Source organism: Pseudoalteromonas luteoviolacea (assembly GCF_021654285.1).
GTDB classification, from domain to species: Bacteria; Pseudomonadota; Gammaproteobacteria; order Enterobacterales; family Alteromonadaceae; genus Pseudoalteromonas; species Pseudoalteromonas luteoviolacea_J.
Genome location: NZ_JAKFZS010000034.1, coordinates 23,347 through 47,771 on the forward strand (window position 1 = coordinate 23,347; position 24,425 = coordinate 47,771).

The following is a 24,425-nucleotide window of genomic DNA, read 5'->3' on the forward strand; positions in this document are numbered from 1 at the left end:
GATACTATGAGTTCACTCAGTAAAATGGATAAGTTGCAATATTCGATTGGGTTGATTGATAAAGTCACGGGCCCAGTGAATAAAATTATGTCCAAAATTAATCAACTGAGTGAACAAGCCGCAAGTGCCAAAGAGCAGTTATCAGGCGGCTTGATGAGTGCGGCGGGCGGGGCAATGATGCTAGTCGGCTCGCTCAATCCTGCTATTGAAGCACAAGCCGCTTTAGGCGAGGTGCAATCGCTTGATGTATCAAATCAAGCGCTTACTCAACTGAATAACACTGCAATGAACTTTGTGAGTAACTACGGCGGTAATACAGCCGAAGTTATTCGCAGTTCTTACGACATTCAATCTGCAATCAGTGGGCTCACGGGTAAAGAGCTAGCGCAGTTTACTGAAAGCTCCGCAATTCTTGCAAAAGGTACCAAGTCAGATGCTGCAACAACAACGGACTACTTCGGTACCATGTACGGTATTTATCAAGATACAGCCACAGAAGTTGGTAAATCTGAGTGGATACAGATGCTTACAGGACAAACCGCTGCATCTGTGCGGATGTTTAAAACAACGGGTTCAGAAATGGCGGGAGCGTTCAGTACATTGGGTGCTGAAGCAAACTCTCATGGCATTACCATGAATGAATCTATGGCGGTGTTAGGTCAGTTACAAGCCACCATGTCAGGCAGTGAAGCGGGTACCAAATACCGTGCTTTTTTAGGTGGCGTTGGTAAGGCTCAACAAAAGCTGGGCATTCAACTCTCTGACGCACAGGGGCGCATGTTACCCATGGTTGAAGTGATGAATCGCATACATGAAAAGTTTGGGATCATCGACACGGTTGCAGAAAGTGACGCACTTCAAAAAGCATTTGGTACCAAAGAAGCCGTGGCTTTGATTAAGCAGCTCATGCCTCAAGTTGATCAGCTTGAAAACAACATAAACCAACTTTCTAATATTTCAGACATGGGGGTGGCTGTTGAAATGGCCGAAGCAATGGGCAGCGCATGGGACAGATTTGGCGGCTCGCTTAACGCTGCGTTAGTTAGCTTGGGACAAGCTGTTTTACCTATTGTTGAACCCATCGTCGACTTACTCGCAAAGCTTTTACAAGGGGTGGTGTGGTTAACTCAAGAGTTTCCCACTCTTACTGGTGTTGTTGGGGCGCTTGCGGTGGGGCTCATTGGGTTAACGGTGATCACTGGCACGGTTAACGCCGCAGTTGGATTGTATCGTCTAACAATGCTGCAAGCAGGATATGCGACAAACCTATCTAGCATATTTTCAAAAGCATGGGCCGCAGCGCTTGCAATTCAAAGTGCGGCGGTACGTACCGCAACATTTGCAGCGGCCAATTACGGGAATGCTCTGTTATTTGCGGGCGGTATGCTCAGTAGACTCAAAAACATGGGGATTGTCGGTACCCTAGGCTTAGTTGCATCTAAATTGGGAATGGCAACAACGGCAGCTTGGGGGTTCTCAGCAGCATTGTTTGCAAACCCCATAACTTGGGTGGTTGTTGGGGTTGTTGCTGCAATCGCGGCAGTTTCAGCGCTCGTTTATTATTTTGATGAAATCTCAGCTGCATTCAGTGAATGGGCCGACAACTCAATGCTTTGGCAGGGGATGCGTGTAGCGCTCGATTTGATCACTTTGCCTTTGCAAATCATTTGGTACTTAGTTAAATCAATCGGCTCTGCGCTCTATGATTATGTTGCACCTGCATTCACAGCAATGAGTGACATCGTGGGGACATTTACGGGTTTTATAACGTCTGAATTTTTAGCTGTGTATGCCCCTATTGCTGACATATTTTCGAGCATAAGTGATGTTATTTCGGGTGTGTTTGATGGTGCAGTTTCGAGAGTGAGTGCATTTTTTAAATTCTTTAGTGACATATCAAGCAAAGTCACAGGGTTTCTAAAGAGTGTTGCCGATAATGGCGTTTTAAATATGGTGATAGACTTCTTTAGTGATGATAAAGAAGTGCAACAAATTGCCCAGCAGCCTAGCGCCATTCAACAGACGTCAAAATTAGATACTCCGGTGCAGGCGGTCCCAAATAATGTTGTGCCTTTTAAGCCAGATCATGTTTTTACTAACAATGCTTCAAACCAAATTGTCGAGCAAAATGCACAGGTATTAGAGCAAGAACAGACACAACTCAACGCCACGTATGTCGCAAAGCCAAAAAAATCAGAGTTTTTGCAGCAGCTTGCAAAAACAAACAATATCAGTACGACCAATGCAAGCACTGACAATTCTAAAAACATACACATTGATTCTTTAACGCTGAAATCAGATAACCCTGAACGCTCGTTCGATGACATGCTGGAGCTTGCATCATGATGACGTTTGACGATATCGAGCTGCACATAGATTTAAATGTTGTCGATGGGGACTTTGTGCTTAATGACTCGTTGAGTCCTGCAACGCTCAAAAAAGCAGATGTAATCGCCCAAGACATAAAACACCGAATTTTAGAAAGTGGCTTGCTTGTGAAGCTAATTGGACTGCGCAACGAAAATGGCATCAAACCAATACTGACAGAGCTTGAATTGCTTATTGAGCAAGATAACAGGTTAAAGCCAGGCACCATAAATATAACAAAAAACGCTAACGGATTATCAATTGACGCAAAAACAAGACAGTACGGGGGCAATCATGAAATTTAAGTCCTTGATGAAAGATGCGGGTTTACCACTAACAGAAGAAAAAGCAGCTGAGCAATGGCGTGCAGAGCTCAAAAATCAAAACATCACAGTAGCTAATGACTCTCCATTTGGCCCGTTTTGGCGCACGATTGAAGCGCTGATCACAAAGCCTGTGGTTAAGTTGTTTGTGTGGGTTGCCGAGCGTTTGATGCCAGATCTATTTATCATGACAGCGAGCCGTGATGCGCTGATTGAAAAGCATGGGCCCAGCAGAAATGTGTATATTCAAGCTGGCGTAAAAGCACGTGGTTTGCTGACTTTTTCACGCTCAAATAACGAGGGGGAAAGCTCAGTTGTTGCAGGCACTGTGATCACTACGGATGTGATTGGCTCAAAAACGTATGAACTCACATTATTACAAGACGTTAATTTTAGCCATGGAGTAAGCACCGCGAATGCACTTGCAGAAGCCCGCGATGTTGGTGCCGCGTTTAACTTACCAGCCCATGCTTACCTTTATTTTCTAGAACAACAGGACGACATTTCGGTAACCAATTTAGATGACTGGTTGCTACAACCCGGTGCGGACGAAGAGGACACTGAGAGTTACCGAAATCGTATTCGAAATGTGTTTGGTACCGCCGCACGTTGGCATACCAACGATGTATACAAACAGATAATTTCGGGCTTTCATGTGCCGATTGACAATATTGTAATTGAAACAAATGGTCCGCGCGGTGCGGGTACCGCAAATGCGTATATCTATTTAGATGTGGGCACGGTACCAACTGCGTTACTAGATGCTATAAATCGTCATATTCGTGAAAACGGCCACCATGGCCTAGGTGATGATGTCATTGTATACGCGATGCCAACGCAAACATTCAATATGTCCGTTGTTTATACGTTACATACAGGCAGCGATATTCAATCACAGTTAATCAATTTTATTGAGTCTGCATTTCGTAAAAATGCGGCGTATTCGCCAACACGTGTAAATCATGATTCGGTGTTTTCAATCAGTCAGTTGATTAGCGAGTTGCACGAAGAGTTTGAACAGCTCAAATCCATTCGAATCAATATTGACGATATTGAACCGCAAAACTGGTTGCCAACTCTGGGAAATCTGCAGGTGACTCGTGGCTAATCAAATTGCAACTTGGCTGAATAAAGGCTATGCCGAAAAACTGGTAAAGGCGGCCACTGGCTACTGGAATAAAACCAGTGAATTTGTCATGTGGGCCGTGAATCAAAAAGACGAACAGCAGAATGAAGAACCTATTTTGAGCTTTTTGGCGTGGGAGCGTTTAACAGATCGCTTGTCTGATGAGCCACTAGAGCTATATAGAAAGCGTGTTCAACATGCGCTGGTAAACACGATTGACGCGGGCGAGTTCGCGAGCGTCAAAGACATTTTTGCGCGGCTTGATATTGAAGTCTTGAACGTACGTGAACGCATTGATGGGCGAGAATGGGACATCATCGCTATTGATGTGACTGATAATGCACTTGCGAACAATAACAACTTATTGCCAGAGCTAATACAGCTTTACGGGCGTACATGTAGGCGCTATGAATTGACAGTTCACAACAAAGCGGAAGTAGCAATATCATTGGGCGGAACACATGTGCAGTGGGATAACTGCCACGTACCGCATGCATTGCACTTACAAGCCCACAATCATGCTGCACAGCAATACAACCATGGTTTTATATCACTACAAAATGAGTCGAGTTCAGCGCCTTCATTGCCGTTAAAGCATGATGTAAATCACTCAATATCGAGTGAGTGCTTAAATTGCTTTTTAGGACTAGATAACTTTGTTGTAACTACTTCACTTTTAGCAACTCATTTTAATGTACAGCACAGTTTAGCAGCACAACCGAAATATGGATTTATCAGCAAGGAGGGTGGTATAAGCCACGCGATATTATGAGCCAAATAATTACAGGGATTATTACAAACGCAGGTAAAGCGCATATAGCAACAAGCGCTTTAAATAATCATGGTTTAAACATCGTTGAAATGGTGTTCGCTAACGTCCCCAATTTAAATGAACACGCGACACGAAACCCTAATGAAACCTTGCCGCCGTCGTTGCAAATCGTGCATCGCCGAAATATAGACGTTGAGGGTAAAGTGGACGACAACACGGTGGCTTGGGCGGTTGTTTTAGAGCAAGACATTGGCGATTTTGACTATAACTGGATAGGACTAGTTACAGACACCGGCTTGCTATTAGCTGTTGATTACTTGCCGATGCAGCGAAAGCGTAAAGGAGTTAACAACGTGCATAACCGCTCGTTTGTACTCAAGTTTGCAGCCGCCGCAGCACTGGCAAGAATTATTATTCCAGCCCAATCTTGGATGTTTGATTACTCGCCACAACTTACCTCGTTAAACAATACAGTTTTTGCGCTCTCAAATAGCTTATTAAACATGATGATACAACGAGTTCAATCAAAAATAGGAGACACCCATGTCTAACGGACTAGAAACATTGATCAGTAAGGCTGAGCAATTAACAAGCGCTGTAGAAAACCATGCAAGCGACATACAAACACAAATGTCTAACATGAAATCGCAGCAAACAACTGCGATCACGGAATTAAATAATGCTGTTAATACAGCTATTTCTACACAATTGAAAAAAGAATTCTACATAAACGCAGTAAATGACGATGACAGTGTAACGAATCACGTTAAAAGCATAGCAGAAGCTGTGCGAAGAACGCCAGAACACGGCAGGTGTATTTGTAAAGTTGAAGGGTCAACAATAGTTGATGAATTAATCTATGTTGGTGATAAACATCTAGAAATAATCTTTTCAAACTACACTGACGAATTAATACAAGCCACACCCGCAGCGGGGTTTCGAATCGCGCCTCACGCGTCTATTGCTGTTATCAAAGGGGTAGCAAGAACCGCTTTAGGTGGTCAACCAACGGATTATAGTGCGTTTTTTAAACGCCAAGTGATGTCTTCACCAATTTTACGTTTCTATGAAACTGAAATTAAACTCGGAGATCATGATTTAGCCGCACTCGGCAGTGATGCAAATACAAAAATTGAATTTGTAATGAGTAAATCTAAAATCAGTAAAATAGGAACTGAAAACAGCCATCTACTACGGTTCAACGGTTGTGCATCAATTGTCATAAATGGATTAAGAAACGAGGTGGGGGTTGCATTTGTTGATCTGATAAGCGGAGTTATCAGAAGCAGAGCAGGAATACCTCTCAATATTGTTTCAAATGTTGATTTTTCAAGCACCGCTGCATAGGAGTTATAAAGTGATAATTTCTTTTATATTCAATAATGTTGAATACATAGCTTGGCATACAGACTCTGATGAGTTCAAAGCGCTACCTGAAGATGTTAAGGCTGCTGCGCTTAATGCATAGCATTGCTGTTTGCTGTAATCAAGCTAAGTGCAAGATGCAAGCGGGCGTTGTTTTGCTTGCCCAAACGCTTAGAGATAACACGCGCTGTGGCAGCCCCTCTTCATTTAATGGGCTTTTATTTAGTGCAAGTAGCTCAAGTGCTGGGGCGTTGGCGTCACAGCTTCAGACAATTAATGACGTATGTCCGATTCCTGAGCTTATTACATGTTCATCGTATGCCAAAAGTCTTAGCACTCTTGAGCAAGACAAATTTATAGTTTATGAAGGCCAAAGCCTTGAATGGCGAGAGCTGAACTTACAGAGCTTAAAATTATTGCAGCAAAAGCAAATTAGTGAAGAACTCGCGCTTGTTAATGAGCAAGCGCAAAGTTTGATCACAAATATTGATGAGGCATTAGCAGAAGCTACAGAGCTTAAGGCGGCAAGGGACGAGCGGTTAAATCAGTCATTTTCACCACAAAACACAGGGGTTAGCTCTCAATTATTCACAAGCTCTAGCGCTGAGTCACTTGCGCGTCAGGTCGAACAACAGGGCGATGATTCAGAATTTTGGGCGTTGTGTTTATTTGTCGGGGAAATCGATGAGCTGAACAAAATCAAGGAAGTACTGTGATATCAATTGATGGTTGGCAAGTACCAGGTTATGACACGAAAGTAAGCGCAGGTATCAAGCTCGCTGGCTCTGACTTATCTGGTTTCGGCTCTTTTTCACTGAGCGCTGACAACGGAGTAAAGCCAGGTGTTTTAAACGTTAAAACAAAAATCGCGTTTGTTGATAGCAACGAACTGGCATCACTCATCACAAAAGCCAAAGCGTTAGACGAAAACGGCGCTAGGGTTGAATACACAATCAACAATGATTTGGCAGAAGCATATAAGATCCGAAAGGCTAAGTTCGACGGCGAAGTAAAAGCAACGGAACTTGAAGATTTAAAAGGCTGGCAAGTCTCGTTTAAATTGCTAGAAGTGCGTTCAGTCTCGGAGCGTGAACAGCAACAGCTAGACGAAACATCTAACCAAGTTAGTGAGCAGCAATCAACTGATTCACAAGCGCAAATACAGCAAAAATTCGAACAAGTTGAAGGGCCATAACGTGGGTGCGCGCTTATCAGATTCTTTGCACATCGGCGGCGTTGCTGTAACAACGGTTATCAATAAACAAGTACAGCTCGATTTAAACAGCGCGGGCCGTGCACGGTTTGAAGTGGTTACAGAAGCAGAGCCAATAGGGTTGATTGAGCTACACCTAGGCTATGAAGTATCGAATATGACCCCCTATTTTTTAGGTGTTATCGAGTCAAAGCATTTTGCAAATGGGCGCTGGTATTTGACATGTAGAGAGCTGTTAGGTGCACTCGCATATCAAAATCCGTTCTCACTGCGTCACCCAACAATTACGCAAGTGTTAGAAGCTCTGGACGAACACATAGAGTTCGTGACGCCAAATGCTGATTACATGCAAATTAAAGTACCCATGTTTTGTCATGCAGGCACTGGCATTGATGCACTAAGGCAAATTGGTCGCGTGTGGCAAATTCCACAATTTATATTTCAACAAAAACCGGACGGTAAAGTTTATGTCGGTAGTTGGCAAGATAGTCGCTGGCCAATTGTATCGATTGATGATTTCCCCGAACATAGTGTTAAAGCAATGAGTTCAAACACGGGGGAGCTAGTCGCAATCCCAAAGTTGAGACCAGGATTAAAATTAAATGGGCGTTACATTCAGGAAGTGACGCTACAAAACGATAGGATGCAAATAAGATGGTCAAACAGGCTATTAAGCGGCTAATACAGCGCTATTTTCCAGAGCTAAGCGAGCGCAAGCACTTACCACAATTAGCACGTATCGAAAAAATATACGATTTACCAACTAATGGCGGCAAGATAAGCACGCCTTTCAGAGCATACAAAGCGGTTGATATACAGCTACTAAATCCTGCCACACATGAGCCAACAGATACACCTGTGTTTGAGCAAGTCACTTTAGCAACTGGGCAAGCGAGCGATTCAGGTTTGGTAAATGAACCTAAACCGGGTATGCATTGCCTAGTTCAATATATTGATGGGTTAAATAGCCACCCTGTGATAACAAGCTTGTTACCATGGTACACGCTGGTGTCAGAGCAAAAGCACACTGACGTAGGTCTCAAACAAAATGCTCGAGCACAAATTCAGGGGCGTGACGGGAATTGGCAGATTGAAACAGACGATTCAATCATGCAAGTGAGTGATTCTAGCAAAGTACGAGCTCGTGAACGTTCAGAACAATTTCACGTTAAACAATCGAAGATAGCAACGCATGAAACAAACCAAATCGATGGTAATCAAATCAACGAAATCATGGGAGCCTTAAAAACTGTAGTTGGTGAAAAAGCTTTGCTCACAGCGTTGGATTGCGTATTACTTGGTAGTAAAAAGCAATTTGATATCAAAGCTCATGAGAATGTAAATATTGAGTCTCTCATGACGCTACACGCCAAAGCTGCGGAATTAGCGAAATTTGAGGGGGCGACTGTGTGGGTGGGCAATAACTCAGTAAATGCTGTGCAAATTCTTTTAGAGCTAATAAACTTGGTTAAAGATCTTTGCGCAGCTTTAGAGAGCCATGGGCATGGGAAGCAGGGAGCAGGGGCTCCTTTTAATAGTGCTGATTTCGCGACTGGTGGTAGTACCGCCGATTCTCTCAAGACTTCTGTAGAAGAAATTGTATAACTGAACAAAATTGTTGATAATCAAGCTGTATTTTATCTGAGTAATTCTGAATCGCCATGTCTAACAATGACACTAACTATGACATGGGTTGTTTTTACTTAATAAATCCTCACTAAAATCATTGTTTTTAAAGGTGTTTATTTTATATGTGTGAGCTATTAGGTATGTCAGCGAATGTGCCGACAGATATTTGTTTTAGTTTTTCCGGGCTATTAGAGCGCGGGGGGAATACAGGCCCTCATAAAGACGGGTGGGGGATCACCTTCTATGAAGGCAAAGGGTGTAGAACGTTTAAAGATCCTGAGCCGAGTTGCCAGTCCGAAATTGCCAAGCTCGTTAAAGCGTATCCGATTAAGAGTGTGTCGGTGATAAGTCATATCAGGCAGGGAAATCGAGGTCGGACGTGCTTGGAAAATACGCACCCTTTCACTCGAGAGTTGTGGGGCAGAGAGATCTCTTATGCGCATAATGGCCAGTTGTCGAATTATAAAGACCTGAAGCCTGAATATTATAAACCGGTCGGCAATACAGACAGTGAACTGGCGTTTTGTTGGATCTTAGATAAGATCCGAGAAAAGTACCCAAAAAAGCCATCCAATATGGCAACGGTATTTCGCTATGCGGCGAAATTAGCGGATCAGCTTAGAGAAAAAGGCGTGTTTAACATGCTGTTGACTGATGGTGTGTTTGTACTGGCATATTGCAGTAATAATTTGCATTGGATAACGCGCAGAGCACCGTTTGGCAAAGCGACCTTGATTGATGCTGACATGGTAGTGGACTTTCAAAAAGAAACGACGCCTAATGACATCGTTTCTGTGATAGCGACTCGTCCATTGACCAATGATGAGCAATGGACCAAGATGGAGCCGGGTGAATCGGTGCTATTTAAGCTTGGGGAGAAGTTGTAAAACAGGTGCTTATGCACCTGTTTTTATTTATTTTTTGACTGTTTGGGCAGTCATTTGAATTTGAAATTGCTCAACACCATCTTTTCCTTTCAGCATTTGCACCAGCATGTAATCATATTCTGGTGCAAACCAAGCAAGTGCATGGCGTTTATTATTATCGTACAGGCGTTTGACTTTGACTGTTTTGACATTACCAATTGGTAAGGTGATAGTTTCTTCCCCAACGACTTTAAAATTGTACATGCGGACATTTCCGTTTTTGTCGATGATCGGATAACTAAATTGTGTTTTTCCTTGCTTGAGCTCATTTCGAAGCTGGTTTTGGTAAGAAAGTACATCTTGTCGGGATTCATCCCAATCAACTTTTAACGGATATTCTTGTGCTTTGGAAAATAACTGTTTGTTTTCTCTATCGAACTTAATCTTAAAGCTTTTATCTGGTCTTGTGCCTTCTCGGCTTAAGCTATAGTGCAGTGGTTTTGTTTGCCCACCTTCAAATTTGAACAGGCTTTGTTCAGTACGTTTTTCTGTGAAGATCATCCACTTCACATCAGTCTCATAGCTCAGTGCGTAAGTATTCTCTGCAACTTGTAGAAACTCTCTGGTTGCGGTGCCATGAATTTTCCCTTTTCTAAGTACATTGTACTCGGCTGTGTATTCGGTGAGCGTAGAAGCATGAAGGGAAGAAGAGAAAACAGCGCTTAAGCCAAAGAGCAAAGCGCTGTGGATTTTAATTTTAGCTGTAATCGACGCCTTGCGTTGGAAGGGGTTGTTTATCAAAAACTGCATAGTCTGCTTCCATTGTTAGTCTGTGTTCACTGAACCACTTGACCACCAAAGGATAAATGACATGTTCTTGTTCATGTACCCGCTTCGCTAGTGTCTCTGCTGTGTCCTCTGGCAAAATAGCAACTTTTGCTTGGACAATCACAGGACCACCGTCTAGTTCTTCTGTTACGAAGTGAACACTAGCGCCATGGTACGCATCATTTGCGTCAATTGCTCTTTGGTGGGTGTTCAGCCCTTGATACTTAGGCAACAAAGATGGGTGAATGTTCAACATTTTCCCTTTAAATTTTTGCACTAAGTCAGGAGTTAGAATACGCATAAATCCAGCCAATACAACTAAATCTGGATTACAAGAGTCAATTAATTTTGCTAGTTGCTCGTCATAAGCCTCTCGACTATCAAAGTCTTTGTGGCTTAAAACATTTGTATTGATCCCTGCTTGCTCAGCTCGAACAAGACCAAAAGCGTCCGCTTTATTGCTGATGACATTGACGATTTCGCCATTGATATCACCCGATTGGCAATGGTCAATAATTGCTTGTAAATTAGAGCCACTGCCAGAGATCAAAACAACGATCCGAGAGGGTGCCATTACTGGGCACCGCCTAAGATTTCAACCTGCTCTTCACCTTCAACAGCATCTTGGATTTCACCAATGTGCCAAGCGTTTTCGCCTTGCGCCGTTAGAATTTCTAAGCTTTGTGCTAGCTTATCAGCAGGAACTACTAGGATCATACCTACACCACAGTTGAATGTGCGGTACATTTCATGTGTGCTGATGTTACCGTTTTCTTGAAGCCAATTGAAAATAGCAGGCCATTCCCAGCTATCACCTTTTACAACCGCTTTTGCAGATTCAGGTAGTACGCGAGGGATATTTTCCCAGAAGCCGCCGCCAGTAATATGTGATAGCGCGTGCACGTCTACGTCTTTTAGCAATTCAAGAATTGGCTTAACGTAAATGCGAGTAGGCTCAAGTAAATGTTCGCCTAGGGGTTTACCCGCATATTCTTCGTTTGTATCAGCGCCAGACACTTCTAACACTTTACGAATTAAAGAGTAGCCGTTTGAATGAGGTCCGCTTGAAGCAAGTGCGATAAGTTGGTCGCCTGCTTTTACTTTAGTACCATCGATGATCTTTGACTTTTCTACAACACCTGTACAAAAACCAGCCATGTCATAATCATCGCCTTCGTACATGCCAGGCATTTCTGCCGTCTCGCCGCCGATTAGGGCACAGCCAGACAGCTCACAACCTTTACCAATACCGCTTACTACATCAGCAGCTGTATCAACATCTAGCTTGCCAGTTGCGTAATAGTCTAGGAAGAAAAGCGGCTCTGCGCCTTGTACGATTAAGTCGTTTACACACATTGCAACAAGGTCGATACCTACCGTGTCGTGTTTTTTAAGGTCAATGGCTAAACGAAGCTTTGTGCCCACACCGTCAGTACCAGCAACCAAGACAGGCTCTTTATAACCAGTTGGAAGTTCGCATAGTGCACCAAAACCACCGATGCCGCCCATTACTTCTGGACGACGTGTTTTTTTCACTACGCCTTTAATGCGCTCTACTAATGCGTTACCCGCATCAATATCAACGCCTGCGTCTTTGTAGCTCAGAGACTGTTTTTGTTCGCTCACAGGTTTTCCTCAAAATAACAGTATAGATTTGCTTAGAAACGCGCGTATTTTACAACAATTGCGCGCAAGCGGCTAGTTGAATTAAGTCGCCAAAACAAAGGTCATAAGATTACTTATTTTTGGTCGCTTAAAAAATATAGGTTAACTTTAATTTTCAATATGTTAAGCGGTTACTATGTTGCGTTAGATCAAAGCCCCATTTATGCATGCGCATAGTATTTTAGATACGGCATGACGCGATATGAAATGAATTGGCCTGCAAGCGGATAATAAATAATGCGGGGACCCAAGTTAGTCAAGGGAATAGCATGACGTCTTTTGATAGATAGCACTAAGCGAGGGCTAAACATGTGTGTGAAAAGTTGCAGCTTGATAAAAGAGTTACCCGAGTTTAAAGCTAAAATTATTGAACGAAAGGTAACAGATGCTGATTTTGCGAGACTCTTAGCTGATTATTATGCACTTGAGCAACAAATTGAGATGTGTGAAAAAAGCCAGATAGCTCAAGATGAAGTAGCATTAAAAGAGTTGAGAGTTCGATGCTTAACTCTCAAAGACAGGCTGTATATGTGCCTTAAACATAGTGAGTGAATTCTGTGTTAAATCAGCGCAGTTTGCCACGCAGAGTATGAATACTGAACTATAATAACGACAGGTTTTGTTGATAGGCAGCTTTTTTGGAAACCTTGAGTCTTTGCTTAATACTGATGGGACTGATTTTTTTGTTGTTATCAATCAAACCCGCAGTAGAAATATGTGGTATTGCACAATCTAAAGGGTGGTGGTTACTTCTGTCTTTGATTTGCATATTCACTTTTGGCTATGCAAGTTTTGCGGCATATGTTTATTTGAATGTCGATCGTTCACAGGTAGTTTTGGCGCTATCTATGATACTCGCATTAGGCGGTTTGTTTGTCATCGTGGTTGTTCACTTAGGCAAGAGCAGTTTAGTACGCCTACAGGCCTCTTTAGATTTAGAAAAATACAATGCGCAGCATGACCATCTTACTAAGCTTCAAAATCGCCCTCAATGTTTTGCGTGTATTGAGCAAAGAAAGCAGCAAAAAATCGATTTCGCAGTGGTGATATTCGACCTATACAACTTAAAGCAGATCAATGATGCGATGGGGCATTTTTTTGGCGATCAATTACTCGTTGGCTTCTCAGAGGCGATTTCAAATAGTCTTTTACCCGGTAGTGAGCTTTTTAGAATTGGGGGAGATGAGTTTGCTGTTGTGAGTGAGGCGAGAAATGAGGCGGCGCTATTTGCTCAAAATAATGCGATTTTAAGTGCATTGCACAATGGGTTAGTGGTTGAACAAACGGCAGTAGATGTCATTTACAGTTCAGGCGCAATATTAAGCATACCCCGCGAAGATATTTCAGCTCCAGAGTTGCTCAAGCGTGCAGATATTGCCATGTACGCGGCCAAAAGAAGTAAGCAAAGTTTAGTGTTATTTGATAAAGCCTTACATCAAGGGGTTGTCTCTGAATTTCATATGCTAAATGACTTTAAGGGGGCATTAGCTCGTGGTGATTTAATGGTGTTTTATCAACCCATTGTGGATACCCAAACGTCTAAAGTACATGGCGTAGAAGCCTTAGTTAGGTGGCCATCAGAGGACGGTAATTTCATCATGCCCGAGCGATTCATACCGATCGCTGAAAAGAATAATATGATCAAGTATTTGAGTGCTTATGTGATCAATACTGTATTCAGTGATTTGGGTATGTTATTGAAGCTCAATCAACAACTCACAGTGCATATCAATCTTTCTTGCCAAGATTTATTGGGTAAAAACTTAATTAATGTTTTGAATAGCCAGATAAGCAGTAAAAATGTTGACCCCAGCCGCATTATTTTTGAGCTTACAGAAAGCATGGTAATGACAGACGTAGAGCAGACAAAAGCCTTGATAGAGCAGCTCATTGAAATGGGGTTTGCAGTGAGCATTGACGATTTTGGTACTGGTTTTTCTTCATTTTCTATTCTTAAAGAGCTGCCTATTTCGCAAATCAAAATTGATAAATCCTTTGTCACACAGTGCTTATCTCAAGATAAAGACAGAGCCATCATTGAGACCACATTATTTCTTGCCAAGCGGCTAGGTTGCTCCGTCGTTGCTGAAGGCGTAGAGAATGATGAGACAACACATTACTTAGCCAAGCAAGGGTGCAAATATATACAAGGCTACAACATCAGCGAGCCGCTATCATTGGGCGAAATCAAACGATGGATATCAAGTAATGGCCTAGTACACACTGCGTTAAGGAAGTATTAAGGCTTCAATCTATATAGTCACGCGCCTTTTACTTTGCGAGGGGCAAAAAGCAAAGATAATTGTCAGAGGCGCGTCCATTCAGACCTCCAATGAGTTGAATCAATCAAAAAGACATAAACGGTAAGGTTGCGGAAAGCTACGTATGCGAATCTGAATACGATTTAAGAGTTGTCCGGTCCATTCTATTTGGGAGAATGTATCATTCTGTAAAATCCCATACAATTTTTGACAACTTTTGCGATCATTAAACCGTAATATATGGCTTCGTTTATTCAAGTCTGTAGGCGGTGGTTGAATAATTAAACATGCTTTCACATTTGAGCCGTGTGGAGCGACAACATTTTTAGAGGAATATAAATTGAAGAAAGTCATCAGCTTTTTATTGTTACTTGTTTGCTCAACGATGGCTATGGCCAACGAGACGCCTTACCAATTGATAAATCAAGTTGGAGAGGGGCTCTTTGCGGACATAAAAAAGGTCAATGCAGGAGGCAAGGCAACATCACAGGAAATGCGCAGTATCGTCAAAACACAATTAATGCCACATATAGACACGCGCTTTGTATCAAGAAAGCTACTTGGTAAACACATTAAAGGGCTTAAACGTCAAGAAGCCATAGAATTTATTAATGCAGTGACACATTATCTTGAAGTGACATATGCAAGTGCACTGATGCAGTATAAGGGGCAAGAAGTCGTGTTCGAGAAGGCCCCAGTGCCACAAGACAGTAAATATGCGACGGTTAAAGCCGTAATTAAAGAAAGTGCAGGGCCAGATATCGACTTACATTTCAAGTTTCGTAAAGGGAAAGATGGTAAATGGAAAGTTTATGACTTAGTAGCTGAAGGCATCTCTTTACTTAGCGCAAAACAAAAAGAGATTGTTTCGCGCATTTCGCAAGTTGGCTTAGCTCAAGTGACTGCTGAACTAAACAAAAAAGCTTAGTAAAAGTTTTTTGTTAACCTCGAGGAGATAGAAATTGACCTGTTTCTATTTCTTCGCGGGTTTTTAATGCAAGCTGATTGAGTACACCAATACTTCTTCCCCGTGATGTTAGCTCATGTTCGATGTCAATAATATCAATCTCTTCAAACCCTGACAGTTGTGCTATACGTGCAAATGTATATGCGTGCTTATATTTCTTTTGTTTATAAAAAATACTCACAAGGGCTTTGTACACCTCTAAATCGGGTGTTTCACCAGCTTGATTTAGCTCCAGTACGCGATAGAGGAAGTCGATGGTTTTGTCATCATCGAATTTGGCATAGTAAGTTGCCAAAAACATTTGTATCTCTTGGCTTTGGCGTACATACGGCTCATCTTCTTGGCGCAGCAATTTATTCATTGCATACTGACTATTGTTTCGAGACCAGTGATAATAAAGCAAACCTGGATGAGAGGTTTGTTTGGTATCTTGATATATGCGATTCATTTCTTTTAGGCTGGTGAGGTGGCCTTCAACACGAGACGTCGTCTTTTCTTTTAGTTTGATATGTTCAATTTGTGCTGCAAGGGAAACACATGAATTATAACTTTCGAACTGCTTTAAAAGTTGGTATTTGTTTTCGTCAGTTGGGTCTTTGTACTCAACATAACGACCGATGATCACAGATGCTCTTTCCTCTTTACAATGACTATCTTTGTTCAAATCATTGCAAAAACCAGGGGTTTCCTCACACACCTTTGCCAATGTCAACGGTTCTTCACATCCACTCAATAATGTTAATAAAGAAGCGCTAACGATGGCTAGCATCCACTTATTAGCCATTGTTTATCCTACGTAATATTTAATCGCGCACAACATACCACTTTTGCTCCTTTTGAAACAGCCCCAATGCACCTAACGCTGTTAACTTTGATAGAAGGGTTGCCCTTTTACTACTAATTACCTAGTTTAGTCTGATATTAAAAATAAGGTATACGCATATTTTCTTCAATAAAGGGAAAAAATAAGACATTTTTCTGTCTTTTGACTGTTCCCTTTACGAAAACAAAAGGAAATGTATGGCTAAGAGTGGAGAATAATTGCAGATTAAATTAGAATGGCGGTGCCCAACAGGGCTATCCGTTCAAAAAAATTGTTTATTAGGCAGAAAAAATGACCTTATCTCACGAGCAAGAATATCAAAATAGCTGGCAAGAACGCCAAGACTACGCTGAAAATATGCAACCTATTATTGGTCGCTTATACCGTAACTTGGGTGTTGAAATTGCTGTTTATGGCCGTCCACTTGTTAATACAAGCACAATTGACGTAATTAAAGCACATAAAACAGTAGCACGTTTTGAAGAGACTAAATTGCGTCTTCGTGAAAGCTTCCCTTTCCTAGAAGCTATCAGCAAAATGGAGCTTGCACCTGGTCGTATCGATTTAGGTAAGTTAGCTTATGCATACATTTACAAAAATGCAGGTGAAGGCCGCTCTATCGAAGAGTATTTAAATGGCGAGCTTGCTGACTTATTAAATAAAGGCACAGGCCCAGAACCGCGCGATGTTGTATTGTATGGTTTTGGTCGTATTGGACGTTTATTAGCGCGCCTGCTTATCGAGCGCGGCGGCTCTCACGCTGATTTACGTTTACGTGCAATTGTTGTGCGTGGTGGCCGCGATGGTGACCTTGAAAAGCGCGCAAGTTTATTACGTCGCGATTCTATCCATGGTCCATTTGACGGTTCAATTACTGTTGACCATGAAAAGGGTGCGATTAAAGCAAATGGTAACTACATTCAGGTGATCTACGCGAACTCACCAGAAGAAGTAGATTACACTAAATACGGCATTGAAAACGCACTCGTTGTGGATAACACAGGTGTATGGAAAGATGAAGACGGCTTAGGCAAGCACCTTGCGTCTAAAGGTGCATCAAAAGTACTACTTACAGCACCTGCTAAAGGCGACATCAAGAACATCGTATACGGTGTAAATAACCTTGATATCCTTAACGAAGATAAAATTGTATCGGCAGCAAGCTGTACAACAAATGCTATCACGCCAGTACTTAAAGCATTAAATGATAAGTTTGGTATTAAGAGTGGTCACGTTGAAACTGTTCACTCTTACACAAATGACCAAAACTTAATTGATAACTACCATAAAGCAGAGCGTCGTGGTCGCAGTGCTGCACTAAACATGGTTATCACCTCAACTGGTGCTGCTAAAGCGGTTGCTAAGGCTTTACCTGAGCTAGCTGGTAAGTTAACTGGTAACGCAATTCGTGTTCCAACACCAAATGTTTCAATGGCAATTTTGAACTTAAACTTGAAGGCAGAAACGACTTCAGAAGAGTTGAATGAGTTCTTACGTGAAACATCATTGTATTCTGATCTTCGTGACCAGATTGACTACACTGCCTCTACTGAAATCGTATCAACCGATTTAGTAGGTAGCCGCTATGCAGGTGTTGTTGATTCTCAAGCAACAATCGTGGATGGTGACCGTGTAGTACTATACGTTTGGTATGATAATGAGTTTGGCTACAGCTGTCAGGTAGTACGCGTAATGCGTGACATGGCAGAAGTTGCTTTCCCAAGCTTGCCATAATTTCGCTTTGACGATGAAAAAAGCCAGCATTTGCTGGCTTTTTTAGTTTTTGATCTGTGTGATGTGTGGTAGGCTCATCAATGTTTTTAGCTACATCTGGCTAACATGAATAACAATTCATTAGTTAGCGAAAAAAACGCAATATTACGGCAAGAATCTTGCCATAAATTTTAGGGTATATATGAGAATTTCTAGTAATTTTGACAGTGGTAATATCAAGGTAATTTCGGCACAGCAGCCTCACGATATTCAACTTGAAATCAACAAAGACAACAACTCAGACTTTTTTCAGTGGTTTCACTTTCGTCTAGAGTCGACTCCTTTTGTAGAACATAAATTACACATAAATAATTTAAAAGCATCTGCATACCCTGAAGGGTGGGATGATTACCAAGCGGTTGCATCATACGACAGACAAACTTGGTTTAGAGTGCCAACAACTTATCAAGACGGTCAGTTAGTTATTGATTTTGAACCTGAGTATAGTCATACCTTCTTTGCATACTTTGCGCCATACAGTTATGAGCGTCACTTGGACTTATTGTACTGGGCTCAAAGTCATGATGCATGTCAAATTGAAACACTTGGCGAAACCATTGATGGCAGAGATATCAGTTTATTGGTAGTGGGCGAGCCAAGTGAAACCAAGAAAAAGATATGGATCACGGCAAGACAGCACCCTGGTGAAACCATGGCTGAATGGTTTGTTGAGGGCTTACTGCAGAAGCTGTTAGATGATGAAGATCCACATGCAGCAGCGCTGTTGTCAAAAGCAGTATTTTATATCGTGCCAAACATGAATCCAGATGGCAGTGTCCGTGGTCATTTAAGAACGAATGCAAACGGTGTTAACTTAAACCGTGAGTGGAAGACACCTAGCATCGAAAATTCTCCAGAAGTCTATTATGTACTTGAGAAAATGCGCGCGGTAGGCCTTGATTTGTATCTAGATATTCATGGTGATGAGGCCTTGCCATATAACTTTGTGGCTGGTAGCGAAGGGATCCCAAGCTATGATACACGCCTAGAAAGCTTGGAAACACAGTTTAAAGATGCATTGCTTGCTATTACACCTGATTTCCAAGATGTGTATGGCTATCCAAAAGATGAACCGGGTCAAGCAAACTTAACAGTCGCTTCTTGTGCAGTGGGTGAAGAGTTTAAAGCACTGTCTTACACAATTGAGATGCCATTTAAAGATAATGCAGACCTACCAGATCCATACTATGGCTGGTCAGACAGACGCTCTCATCAGTTTGGACAAGACACGTTATCAGCAATAGTGAAAGTTGTTGATAATCTGAGATAATCAAAAACTAAGGCAGCCTATGAGGTTGCCTTTTTTTATATAACAACAATTAAAAGAGGATAAGTCGTGGACGTATTAGGAAGTTTTCTTGATAGCTTAGATGCCATGCTGGGGGGCTCGTGGTGGTTTCCTTATGTATTGCTGGGGGTGGGATTCTTTTTCACAATATATTTAAAGTTCCCACAAATTCGCTATTTTAAACATGCATGCCGAGTAGTCTCTGGTAAGTATGATAAACAGTCTCATGAAGGTGATACGACCCACTTCCAAGCACTATCAACAGCATTGTCCGGCACGGTCGGGACAGGCAATATCGGCGGTGTCGCACTTGCCATTTCAATCGGTGGACCTGCAGCACTATTTTGGATGTGGATGACTGCATTTTTTGGTATGACAACCAAATTTGTGGAAGTCACATTGTCACATAAATACCGTGTAAAAACAGAAGATGGCACCATGGCTGGTGGTCCAATGTATTACATGGATAGACGTTTGAATATGAAGTGGTTGGCGATCTTATTTGCGATAGCCACTGTTATCAGCTCGTTCGGTACTGGTAGCTTACCTCAAATTAATAATATCGCCGTTGGTATGGAAGCCACTTTTGGTTTTGAAAGAATGGCAACAGGTGCTGTGCTATCTATTTTACTGGCGTTGGTTATTTTAGGCGGTATTAAGCGCATTGCAGCGATCACCTCTAAAGTTGTGCCTATTATGGCAGTCGTTTATATCCTAGGTGCTTTTGCTGTTATTTTCTACAACATTGAAAATATTGGTCCATCATTCGCGTCTGTTTTTACTAATGCATTTTCTGGTTCAGCGGCGGCAGGTGGCTTCTTAGGCGCATCGTTTGCATACGCATTTAACCGTGGTGTAAACCGTGGCTTATTCTCTAACGAGGCAGGTCAAGGTTCTGCGCCAATAGCGCACGCATCAGCAAAAGCAGATGAGCCTGTATCTGAAGGTATGGTGTCTATTTTAGAGCCTTTCATCGATACCATTATCATTTGTACTTTAACCGGCTTAGTTATTTTATCTTCGGGTGTTTGGACTGAAAAGTTTGAAACTGAATTTGAGCGCTCTTCAATGACCTTTATTAAAGGGAATTATGATGAGGCGAACGAAGCAGATCGAACTGAGTTATACAAGTACTTGAATGGTTATTCAGACCATCAAGTGGAAGAATACAGTGGTTCTATTCAAGTGGTACAAGGTATTGCAGTCAATAAAGACTTCACAGTGATCCACTCGCGTTCTATCGGTGAAGATATTCGCTTTGGTATCACGGATAAACATCAGTATACGGGCACCGTTGAGATTGAAGGTGGTATTCCAGCCGATCCGAGCATATCTGTTCAAGGTAAATCACTGGTACACTCCGCTGAGTTGACAACTAAGGCGTTTACACGAGGCTATTTCGGCGATAGTGGTCAGTATATCGTTTCTATTGGGTTATTATTATTTGCTTTTTCTACTGCGATCGCATGGTCATACTATGGCGACCGAGCAATGACTTATTTATTGGGCCCGCGTTCTGTTATGCCGTATCGTGTCTTTTACGTTGCTGGTTTCTTTTGGGCATCCTTTGCAGATACGGAGTTAGTTTGGAAGCTGGCTGCAGTAGGTATTGTTGTGATGACTTTACCCAACCTGTTCGGCATTATGGTTTTGAGAAAAGAAATGAAAGAAACCGTCGATGACTATTGGGAAAAGTTCGAAAATGGAAAAGGTCAAGCGCTAGATGACGATAAAATAGAAAAATCTCGCGATATCCAATAGGACAAAGTAGCTCAAAACAAGTAGAATAGGGCGCCATATGGCGCCTTATTTTTTATTCGGAGTAACGTAAGTATGGCAATAGCCCAATGCCCGAGTTGTAGTAAATCAATTTCATCAAAGCACACGGTTTGTCCACATTGCGATGTTGAAATTGGAAAAATAAGTGATGATGAATTACGTCGAATTGCGGTCAAAAACCGTATAAAGAAACAGCAGAGTATTATGAATTACTCGTTTCTGGCTTTGATTTTATTTTTGGGTGGTTTTTTATACCTTTATTGGCACCACCCAGTTGAAGGTAGCATTGAAATGTATGCTGCAAAGTCCGCTATTGGTATCGGCATGGTCTGGTACCTGATTAATCGCGTGATGTTGGTTATTTTGAAAAAGAAAAAGTGACGATGAATGTAGATAATTTGGTAAGTAGCATTACCCCAGAAGTATTCGAACGCTTGCAGTATGGTGCCTCTACAGGTCGTTGGCCTGATGGCACTGAATTAACTGAAGCACAAAAAGAGCAAACCGTTCAACTCGTCATGTTATATCAGGCAAAAATCGCTAAATCTAACGAGCAGTTTACGATAAATGAAGACGGTGAGATGGTTCAAAAATCGAAACGCGAATTGCAACAAGAATTTAAAGCAGAAAACGAAATAGCTAGGTTCACTGAAAATGATCTTTAAACACTTATTTACACCTAAATGGAAGCACCCTAAGGCGCAAGTGCGCTTAGCGGCGGTGGATAAATTAGATACAACCAAGGATGTCGAAGCACTAACAACGCTAGCCCTAGAGGACGATTCAATTCAAATAAGAAAAAAAGTCCTTAACAAGATTGATGATTTAGGTCTGTGGTGGAAAGTCTACAAGCAGGATCAAGAACTTAAAGATATTGCTGAGCAGCATATTAGCCACGCTGTATTATCTGGTTCCCAGATGTTAAGTAATGATATTCGCGAAGAATATATCGATAGATATGCACCACAAAAGACCTTAGAAAAGCTGGCTTTTTCAGACATTGCGCAGACTCAGAGAGTCAAGTTACTAAAACGCATCGCTAACGCACGTCTAATTGAAAAAGCTTTCAAAGAAGGTGAAGAAGCACTGCAAGTTGCACTTCTGGAACTTGTGTACCAATACGACTTAACCAAAGCCGTGCTGAAAAGCGCGCAAGGTGACGCAAAAAACCAGTTAGATGCGCATCTGGAGCAAGCTCGATTGGCAAAAGTGATGCCAAAACAAGTTGCTGAGCAGGTTAAACTGATACTTGCGAAATTTAATGCACTGAGAGAAAAGCTTGACTACCAAGTGGTCAATACTCAATTTAATGAATTGAGTCAGCAGTGGCAGAGTCTTGAATTAAAGTGGCTTGATGAAGAAACGCTTAATGTACAGTCGAGCAAGTATCAAGTCTTGACCGAAAAGCTGACGGCTCATATTGAAAAGCTTAAAGCGCAGTTTGATGCTGATTTGGCCGCTGAAAAAGCGCAACAAGAAAAGCAGCAAGCTCTGTCTGACTACGCGACAAAAGTAGATGCTTTTGAATCTGTTTTAAATGATGCAGTCAGTAAGCTAGATGTTGAATCACAGGCTGCGCTTCAGAGTCAGTTTGAACAACTACAAAGCATGCTCAATGAGTCTGAATACCAAGTAGAGGTCAAAGATTTATTACAGCGTTTGGTTAAGCTAGAGACCTTACTTAACACACTGCCTGAGATGATCGCAGCGACGAAAGAGTTCCAAGTTACACTAGAGAAGCTGAAACAGATCGAAGCGAGTGATGATTTGGCACAATTAGATGAATTATTGGCGACGCAAAAATCTGCATATCAGGCATGTAATAATGTATTAAAGTCTTTACCAGGCGAGTTAAAGCAAAATGCGAAAAGCGATCTTGCTGAAGTGTCAAAAGCATTTTTGGATGCGATGAAGCCTTTAGTTGAGCAGCAACAAAAATTACTGAAAGAAGCTCGTAAGAAAGCGCGTGATGTGCAGAGGCTAATAGAGCAAGGTCGTTTCAACATCGCTTTTGGTGTTTTTAATGGCTTGTCTGAAAGTTATGAGTTGCTAACTGAGTCACACAAAGAACAAGTAAGCAAACAGTACGAAGGCCTGCAAGCACAGCTGGCAGAATTTAAAGATTGGCAAAAGTATGCATCTGCACCGAAGCGTACGGAATTGCTTGCGCAATTAGATGAGAAGCTTGCTGAAACTGACATTGATCCCAAGGTAAGAGCGTCTGATGTTAAGATGCTTCGTATTCGCTGGAATGAACTTGGTCGTATTGAAAGCGAAGAAGAAAAACAACAAGCTAAAGTCTTTGATGAAAAGATTGAGCTGCTATTTGCACCTTGTCGCGCATACTTTGCAGAGCAGGAGGAAGCACGCAAGCAGGTGATCGTTGATCGTGAAAAGCTGATCACGCAAATGCAAGAACTTGAGCACTTCTCTGTCGAGGAAGAGGGCAGTTGGCGTAAGCTTGAAAGTCAGTTTAATCGTATTAACAAGCTGTGGAGAGGCGCAGGTAGTTTAGATGCACAAACTTATCAGGCTTTAAATAACCAGTATCGTGATGCTTATGGCAAAGTGAATGGACGTTTAAAAGCGCATCATCAGAATAATGCTGAGCAAAAACAAAAATTGGTTGATGAAGCATTAGTCCAGGTTGAAAGCGATAATGTGGCTGAGGCATGTGAGGTACTGAAATCATTGCAAAAGCAGTGGCAAGGTATCGGCTTTGCGGGTAGCAAAAACGAACATGTATTGTGGCAGTCGTTTAGACAACACAATGATGCTGTGTTTGCTAAACGCGAAGAAATAGTTGCTCAACAAAAGCGCGAAAATGCGGCATTGGAAGTAGAGCAACGTCAGCAGCTAGCCAATTTCGATAGTTTGGTTATTGACGCGAAAACACAATCAGAGTTGACTCAGTTGCAAGAGCAGATCAGTAATCTGGAAGTGCTAGGTGGTTTGAACAAAATCAAAAAGTCACTGCTTGAACAGATTGAAGTAAAACTCAACGAGCTATTCTCAACTTTGAACCGTGAAAAGTTTTCAGAGCTTGTTACAGCAGTTGAAAATAACCAGGAAATTCCTGCTTGCTGGCAAGGAAAAAACACCATGGATATCAGTGCAGCGCAGTTATTATTGAGGCTTGAAATTTTAACTAATGTAGAATCTCCAGCAGATGAGCAGCAGGCTCGAATGGCGGAGCAGGTCGCGCTGTTAGACGAGAAGCTTCAAGGTGAATCGCGCAAGCTTGATTTTTACTTGGTGTGCTATTTTGCACAAGCTAAGATTGAAGGTATTGAGTTCAATTCAAGCCGAATTTTAAGTGTGCTAAACGCATAATATGGAAGGCCCTGTTTAGGGCCTTTTTCTTTTCTATCTCGTGTTGT

General features: G+C 42.0%; 24 protein-coding genes. 20 read left to right on the top strand and 4 right to left on the bottom strand.

Features of this window, described 5'->3' with window-relative positions; translation table 11 throughout:
- The first annotated feature begins 6 nt into the window (after nucleotides 1–6).
- The 11 genes from L1077_RS23280 to L1077_RS23330 all read left to right on the top strand — a co-directional run bounded on the left by L1077_RS23280 (nucleotide 7) and on the right by L1077_RS23330 (nucleotide 9,682).
- Nucleotides 7–2,346 carry a phage tail tape measure protein gene (locus L1077_RS23280; RefSeq protein WP_237139230.1) on the top strand — a complete coding sequence of 780 codons (2,340 nt, stop codon included), beginning with the start codon at nucleotides 7–9 and terminating at the stop codon, nucleotides 2,344–2,346.
- Nucleotides 2,343–2,672, top strand: a complete 330-nt coding sequence (locus tag L1077_RS23285; RefSeq protein WP_440589563.1) for a DUF2590 family protein — start codon at nucleotides 2,343–2,345, stop codon at nucleotides 2,670–2,672. The genes L1077_RS23280 and L1077_RS23285 overlap by 4 nt, the downstream gene beginning before the upstream one ends.
- Entirely contained in the window at nucleotides 2,662–3,798 is a 1,137-nt protein-coding gene (locus tag L1077_RS23290) for a baseplate J/gp47 family protein (RefSeq protein ID WP_237139231.1), read from the top strand. Before L1077_RS23285 ends, L1077_RS23290 begins: the two co-directional genes overlap by 11 nt.
- Entirely contained in the window at nucleotides 3,791–4,588 is a 798-nt protein-coding gene (locus L1077_RS23295) for a hypothetical protein (RefSeq protein ID WP_237139232.1), read from the top strand. The genes L1077_RS23290 and L1077_RS23295 overlap by 8 nt, the downstream gene beginning before the upstream one ends.
- Nucleotides 4,585–5,139, top strand: a complete 555-nt coding sequence (locus L1077_RS23300) for a phage tail-collar fiber domain-containing protein (protein WP_237139233.1) — start codon at nucleotides 4,585–4,587, stop codon at nucleotides 5,137–5,139. Before L1077_RS23295 ends, L1077_RS23300 begins: the two co-directional genes overlap by 4 nt.
- Nucleotides 5,132–5,935 (top strand): hypothetical protein, encoded by an 804-nt coding sequence (locus L1077_RS23305; protein ID WP_237139234.1) that lies wholly within the window; start codon nucleotides 5,132–5,134, stop codon nucleotides 5,933–5,935. The genes L1077_RS23300 and L1077_RS23305 overlap by 8 nt, the downstream gene beginning before the upstream one ends.
- A gap of 113 nt (nucleotides 5,936–6,048) precedes the next feature.
- Complete coding sequence (locus tag L1077_RS23310; protein ID WP_237139235.1) at nucleotides 6,049–6,669, top strand: hypothetical protein; 621 nt, start codon at nucleotides 6,049–6,051, stop codon at nucleotides 6,667–6,669.
- The gene (locus L1077_RS23315; protein WP_237139236.1) at nucleotides 6,666–7,148 is read left to right on the top strand and encodes a hypothetical protein; all 483 of its coding nucleotides are present in this window, start codon (nucleotides 6,666–6,668) and stop codon (nucleotides 7,146–7,148) included. The genes L1077_RS23310 and L1077_RS23315 overlap by 4 nt, the downstream gene beginning before the upstream one ends.
- A gap of 1 nt (nucleotide 7,149) precedes the next feature.
- Nucleotides 7,150–7,848 carry a hypothetical protein gene (locus L1077_RS23320; RefSeq protein ID WP_237139237.1) on the top strand — a complete coding sequence of 233 codons (699 nt, stop codon included), beginning with the start codon at nucleotides 7,150–7,152 and terminating at the stop codon, nucleotides 7,846–7,848.
- Nucleotides 7,821–8,771: a hypothetical protein gene (locus L1077_RS23325; protein WP_237139238.1), complete on the top strand. Its 951-nt coding sequence runs from the start codon at nucleotides 7,821–7,823 to the stop codon at nucleotides 8,769–8,771. Before L1077_RS23320 ends, L1077_RS23325 begins: the two co-directional genes overlap by 28 nt.
- Nucleotides 8,772–8,917: 146 nt before the next feature.
- On the top strand, nucleotides 8,918–9,682 hold the full coding sequence (locus L1077_RS23330; RefSeq protein ID WP_063362211.1) for a class II glutamine amidotransferase: 765 nt from the start codon (nucleotides 8,918–8,920) through the stop codon (nucleotides 9,680–9,682).
- A 27-nt stretch (nucleotides 9,683–9,709) separates the two neighbouring features.
- On the opposite strand, the gene L1077_RS23335 is transcribed toward L1077_RS23330, so the two are convergent.
- From L1077_RS23335 to purM, 3 genes are read right to left on the bottom strand one after another with little or no spacing between them, the layout of a single operon-like run.
- Nucleotides 9,710–10,471 carry a DUF3108 domain-containing protein gene (locus L1077_RS23335; protein WP_196760611.1) on the bottom strand — a complete coding sequence of 254 codons (762 nt, stop codon included), beginning with the start codon at nucleotides 10,469–10,471 and terminating at the stop codon, nucleotides 9,710–9,712.
- Complete coding sequence (purN, locus tag L1077_RS23340; RefSeq protein WP_237139239.1) at nucleotides 10,419–11,063, bottom strand: phosphoribosylglycinamide formyltransferase; 645 nt, start codon at nucleotides 11,061–11,063, stop codon at nucleotides 10,419–10,421. The genes L1077_RS23335 and purN overlap by 53 nt, the downstream gene beginning before the upstream one ends.
- Complete coding sequence (gene purM / locus L1077_RS23345) at nucleotides 11,063–12,115, bottom strand: phosphoribosylformylglycinamidine cyclo-ligase (RefSeq protein WP_063362209.1); 1,053 nt, start codon at nucleotides 12,113–12,115, stop codon at nucleotides 11,063–11,065. Before purM ends, purN begins: the two co-directional genes overlap by 1 nt.
- A gap of 348 nt (nucleotides 12,116–12,463) precedes the next feature.
- Between purM and L1077_RS23350 the strand changes: the two genes are divergently transcribed.
- The 3 genes from L1077_RS23350 to L1077_RS23360 all read left to right on the top strand — a co-directional run bounded on the left by L1077_RS23350 (nucleotide 12,464) and on the right by L1077_RS23360 (nucleotide 15,343).
- The gene (locus tag L1077_RS23350) at nucleotides 12,464–12,706 is read left to right on the top strand and encodes a YdcH family protein (protein ID WP_063362208.1); all 243 of its coding nucleotides are present in this window, start codon (nucleotides 12,464–12,466) and stop codon (nucleotides 12,704–12,706) included.
- Between the two features lie 131 nt (nucleotides 12,707–12,837).
- Nucleotides 12,838–14,397 carry a putative bifunctional diguanylate cyclase/phosphodiesterase gene (locus L1077_RS23355; protein WP_231098109.1) on the top strand — a complete coding sequence of 520 codons (1,560 nt, stop codon included), beginning with the start codon at nucleotides 12,838–12,840 and terminating at the stop codon, nucleotides 14,395–14,397.
- 403 nt (nucleotides 14,398–14,800) lie between these two features.
- Entirely contained in the window at nucleotides 14,801–15,343 is a 543-nt protein-coding gene (locus tag L1077_RS23360) for an MlaC/ttg2D family ABC transporter substrate-binding protein (RefSeq protein WP_196760613.1), read from the top strand.
- Nucleotides 15,344–15,356: 13 nt separating this feature from the next.
- Here the strand turns inward: L1077_RS23360 and L1077_RS23365 are convergent, their stop codons facing one another.
- Nucleotides 15,357–16,166: a DUF2989 domain-containing protein gene (locus L1077_RS23365; protein ID WP_063362206.1), complete on the bottom strand. Its 810-nt coding sequence runs from the start codon at nucleotides 16,164–16,166 to the stop codon at nucleotides 15,357–15,359.
- 330 nt (nucleotides 16,167–16,496) lie between these two features.
- Between L1077_RS23365 and L1077_RS23370 the strand changes: the two genes are divergently transcribed.
- From L1077_RS23370 to L1077_RS23395, 6 genes are all read left to right on the top strand, one after another.
- Nucleotides 16,497–17,939 (top strand): glyceraldehyde-3-phosphate dehydrogenase, encoded by a 1,443-nt coding sequence (locus L1077_RS23370; RefSeq protein ID WP_237139240.1) that lies wholly within the window; start codon nucleotides 16,497–16,499, stop codon nucleotides 17,937–17,939.
- A 181-nt stretch (nucleotides 17,940–18,120) separates the two neighbouring features.
- Nucleotides 18,121–19,248, top strand: a complete 1,128-nt coding sequence (locus L1077_RS23375) for a M14 family metallopeptidase (RefSeq protein ID WP_237139241.1) — start codon at nucleotides 18,121–18,123, stop codon at nucleotides 19,246–19,248.
- Between the two features lie 66 nt (nucleotides 19,249–19,314).
- A complete protein-coding gene (locus tag L1077_RS23380) occupies nucleotides 19,315–21,027 on the top strand; it encodes an alanine/glycine:cation symporter family protein (protein ID WP_211037339.1) in 1,713 nt (570 codons plus the stop codon).
- A gap of 72 nt (nucleotides 21,028–21,099) precedes the next feature.
- On the top strand, nucleotides 21,100–21,426 hold the full coding sequence (locus tag L1077_RS23385; RefSeq protein WP_237139242.1) for a hypothetical protein: 327 nt from the start codon (nucleotides 21,100–21,102) through the stop codon (nucleotides 21,424–21,426).
- 2 nt (nucleotides 21,427–21,428) lie between these two features.
- Nucleotides 21,429–21,710, top strand: a complete 282-nt coding sequence (locus tag L1077_RS23390) for a YeaC family protein (RefSeq protein ID WP_063362201.1) — start codon at nucleotides 21,429–21,431, stop codon at nucleotides 21,708–21,710.
- Nucleotides 21,700–24,378 carry a DUF349 domain-containing protein gene (locus L1077_RS23395; protein ID WP_237139243.1) on the top strand — a complete coding sequence of 893 codons (2,679 nt, stop codon included), beginning with the start codon at nucleotides 21,700–21,702 and terminating at the stop codon, nucleotides 24,376–24,378. The genes L1077_RS23390 and L1077_RS23395 overlap by 11 nt, the downstream gene beginning before the upstream one ends.
- The last annotated feature ends 47 nt before the right edge of the window (nucleotides 24,379–24,425 follow it).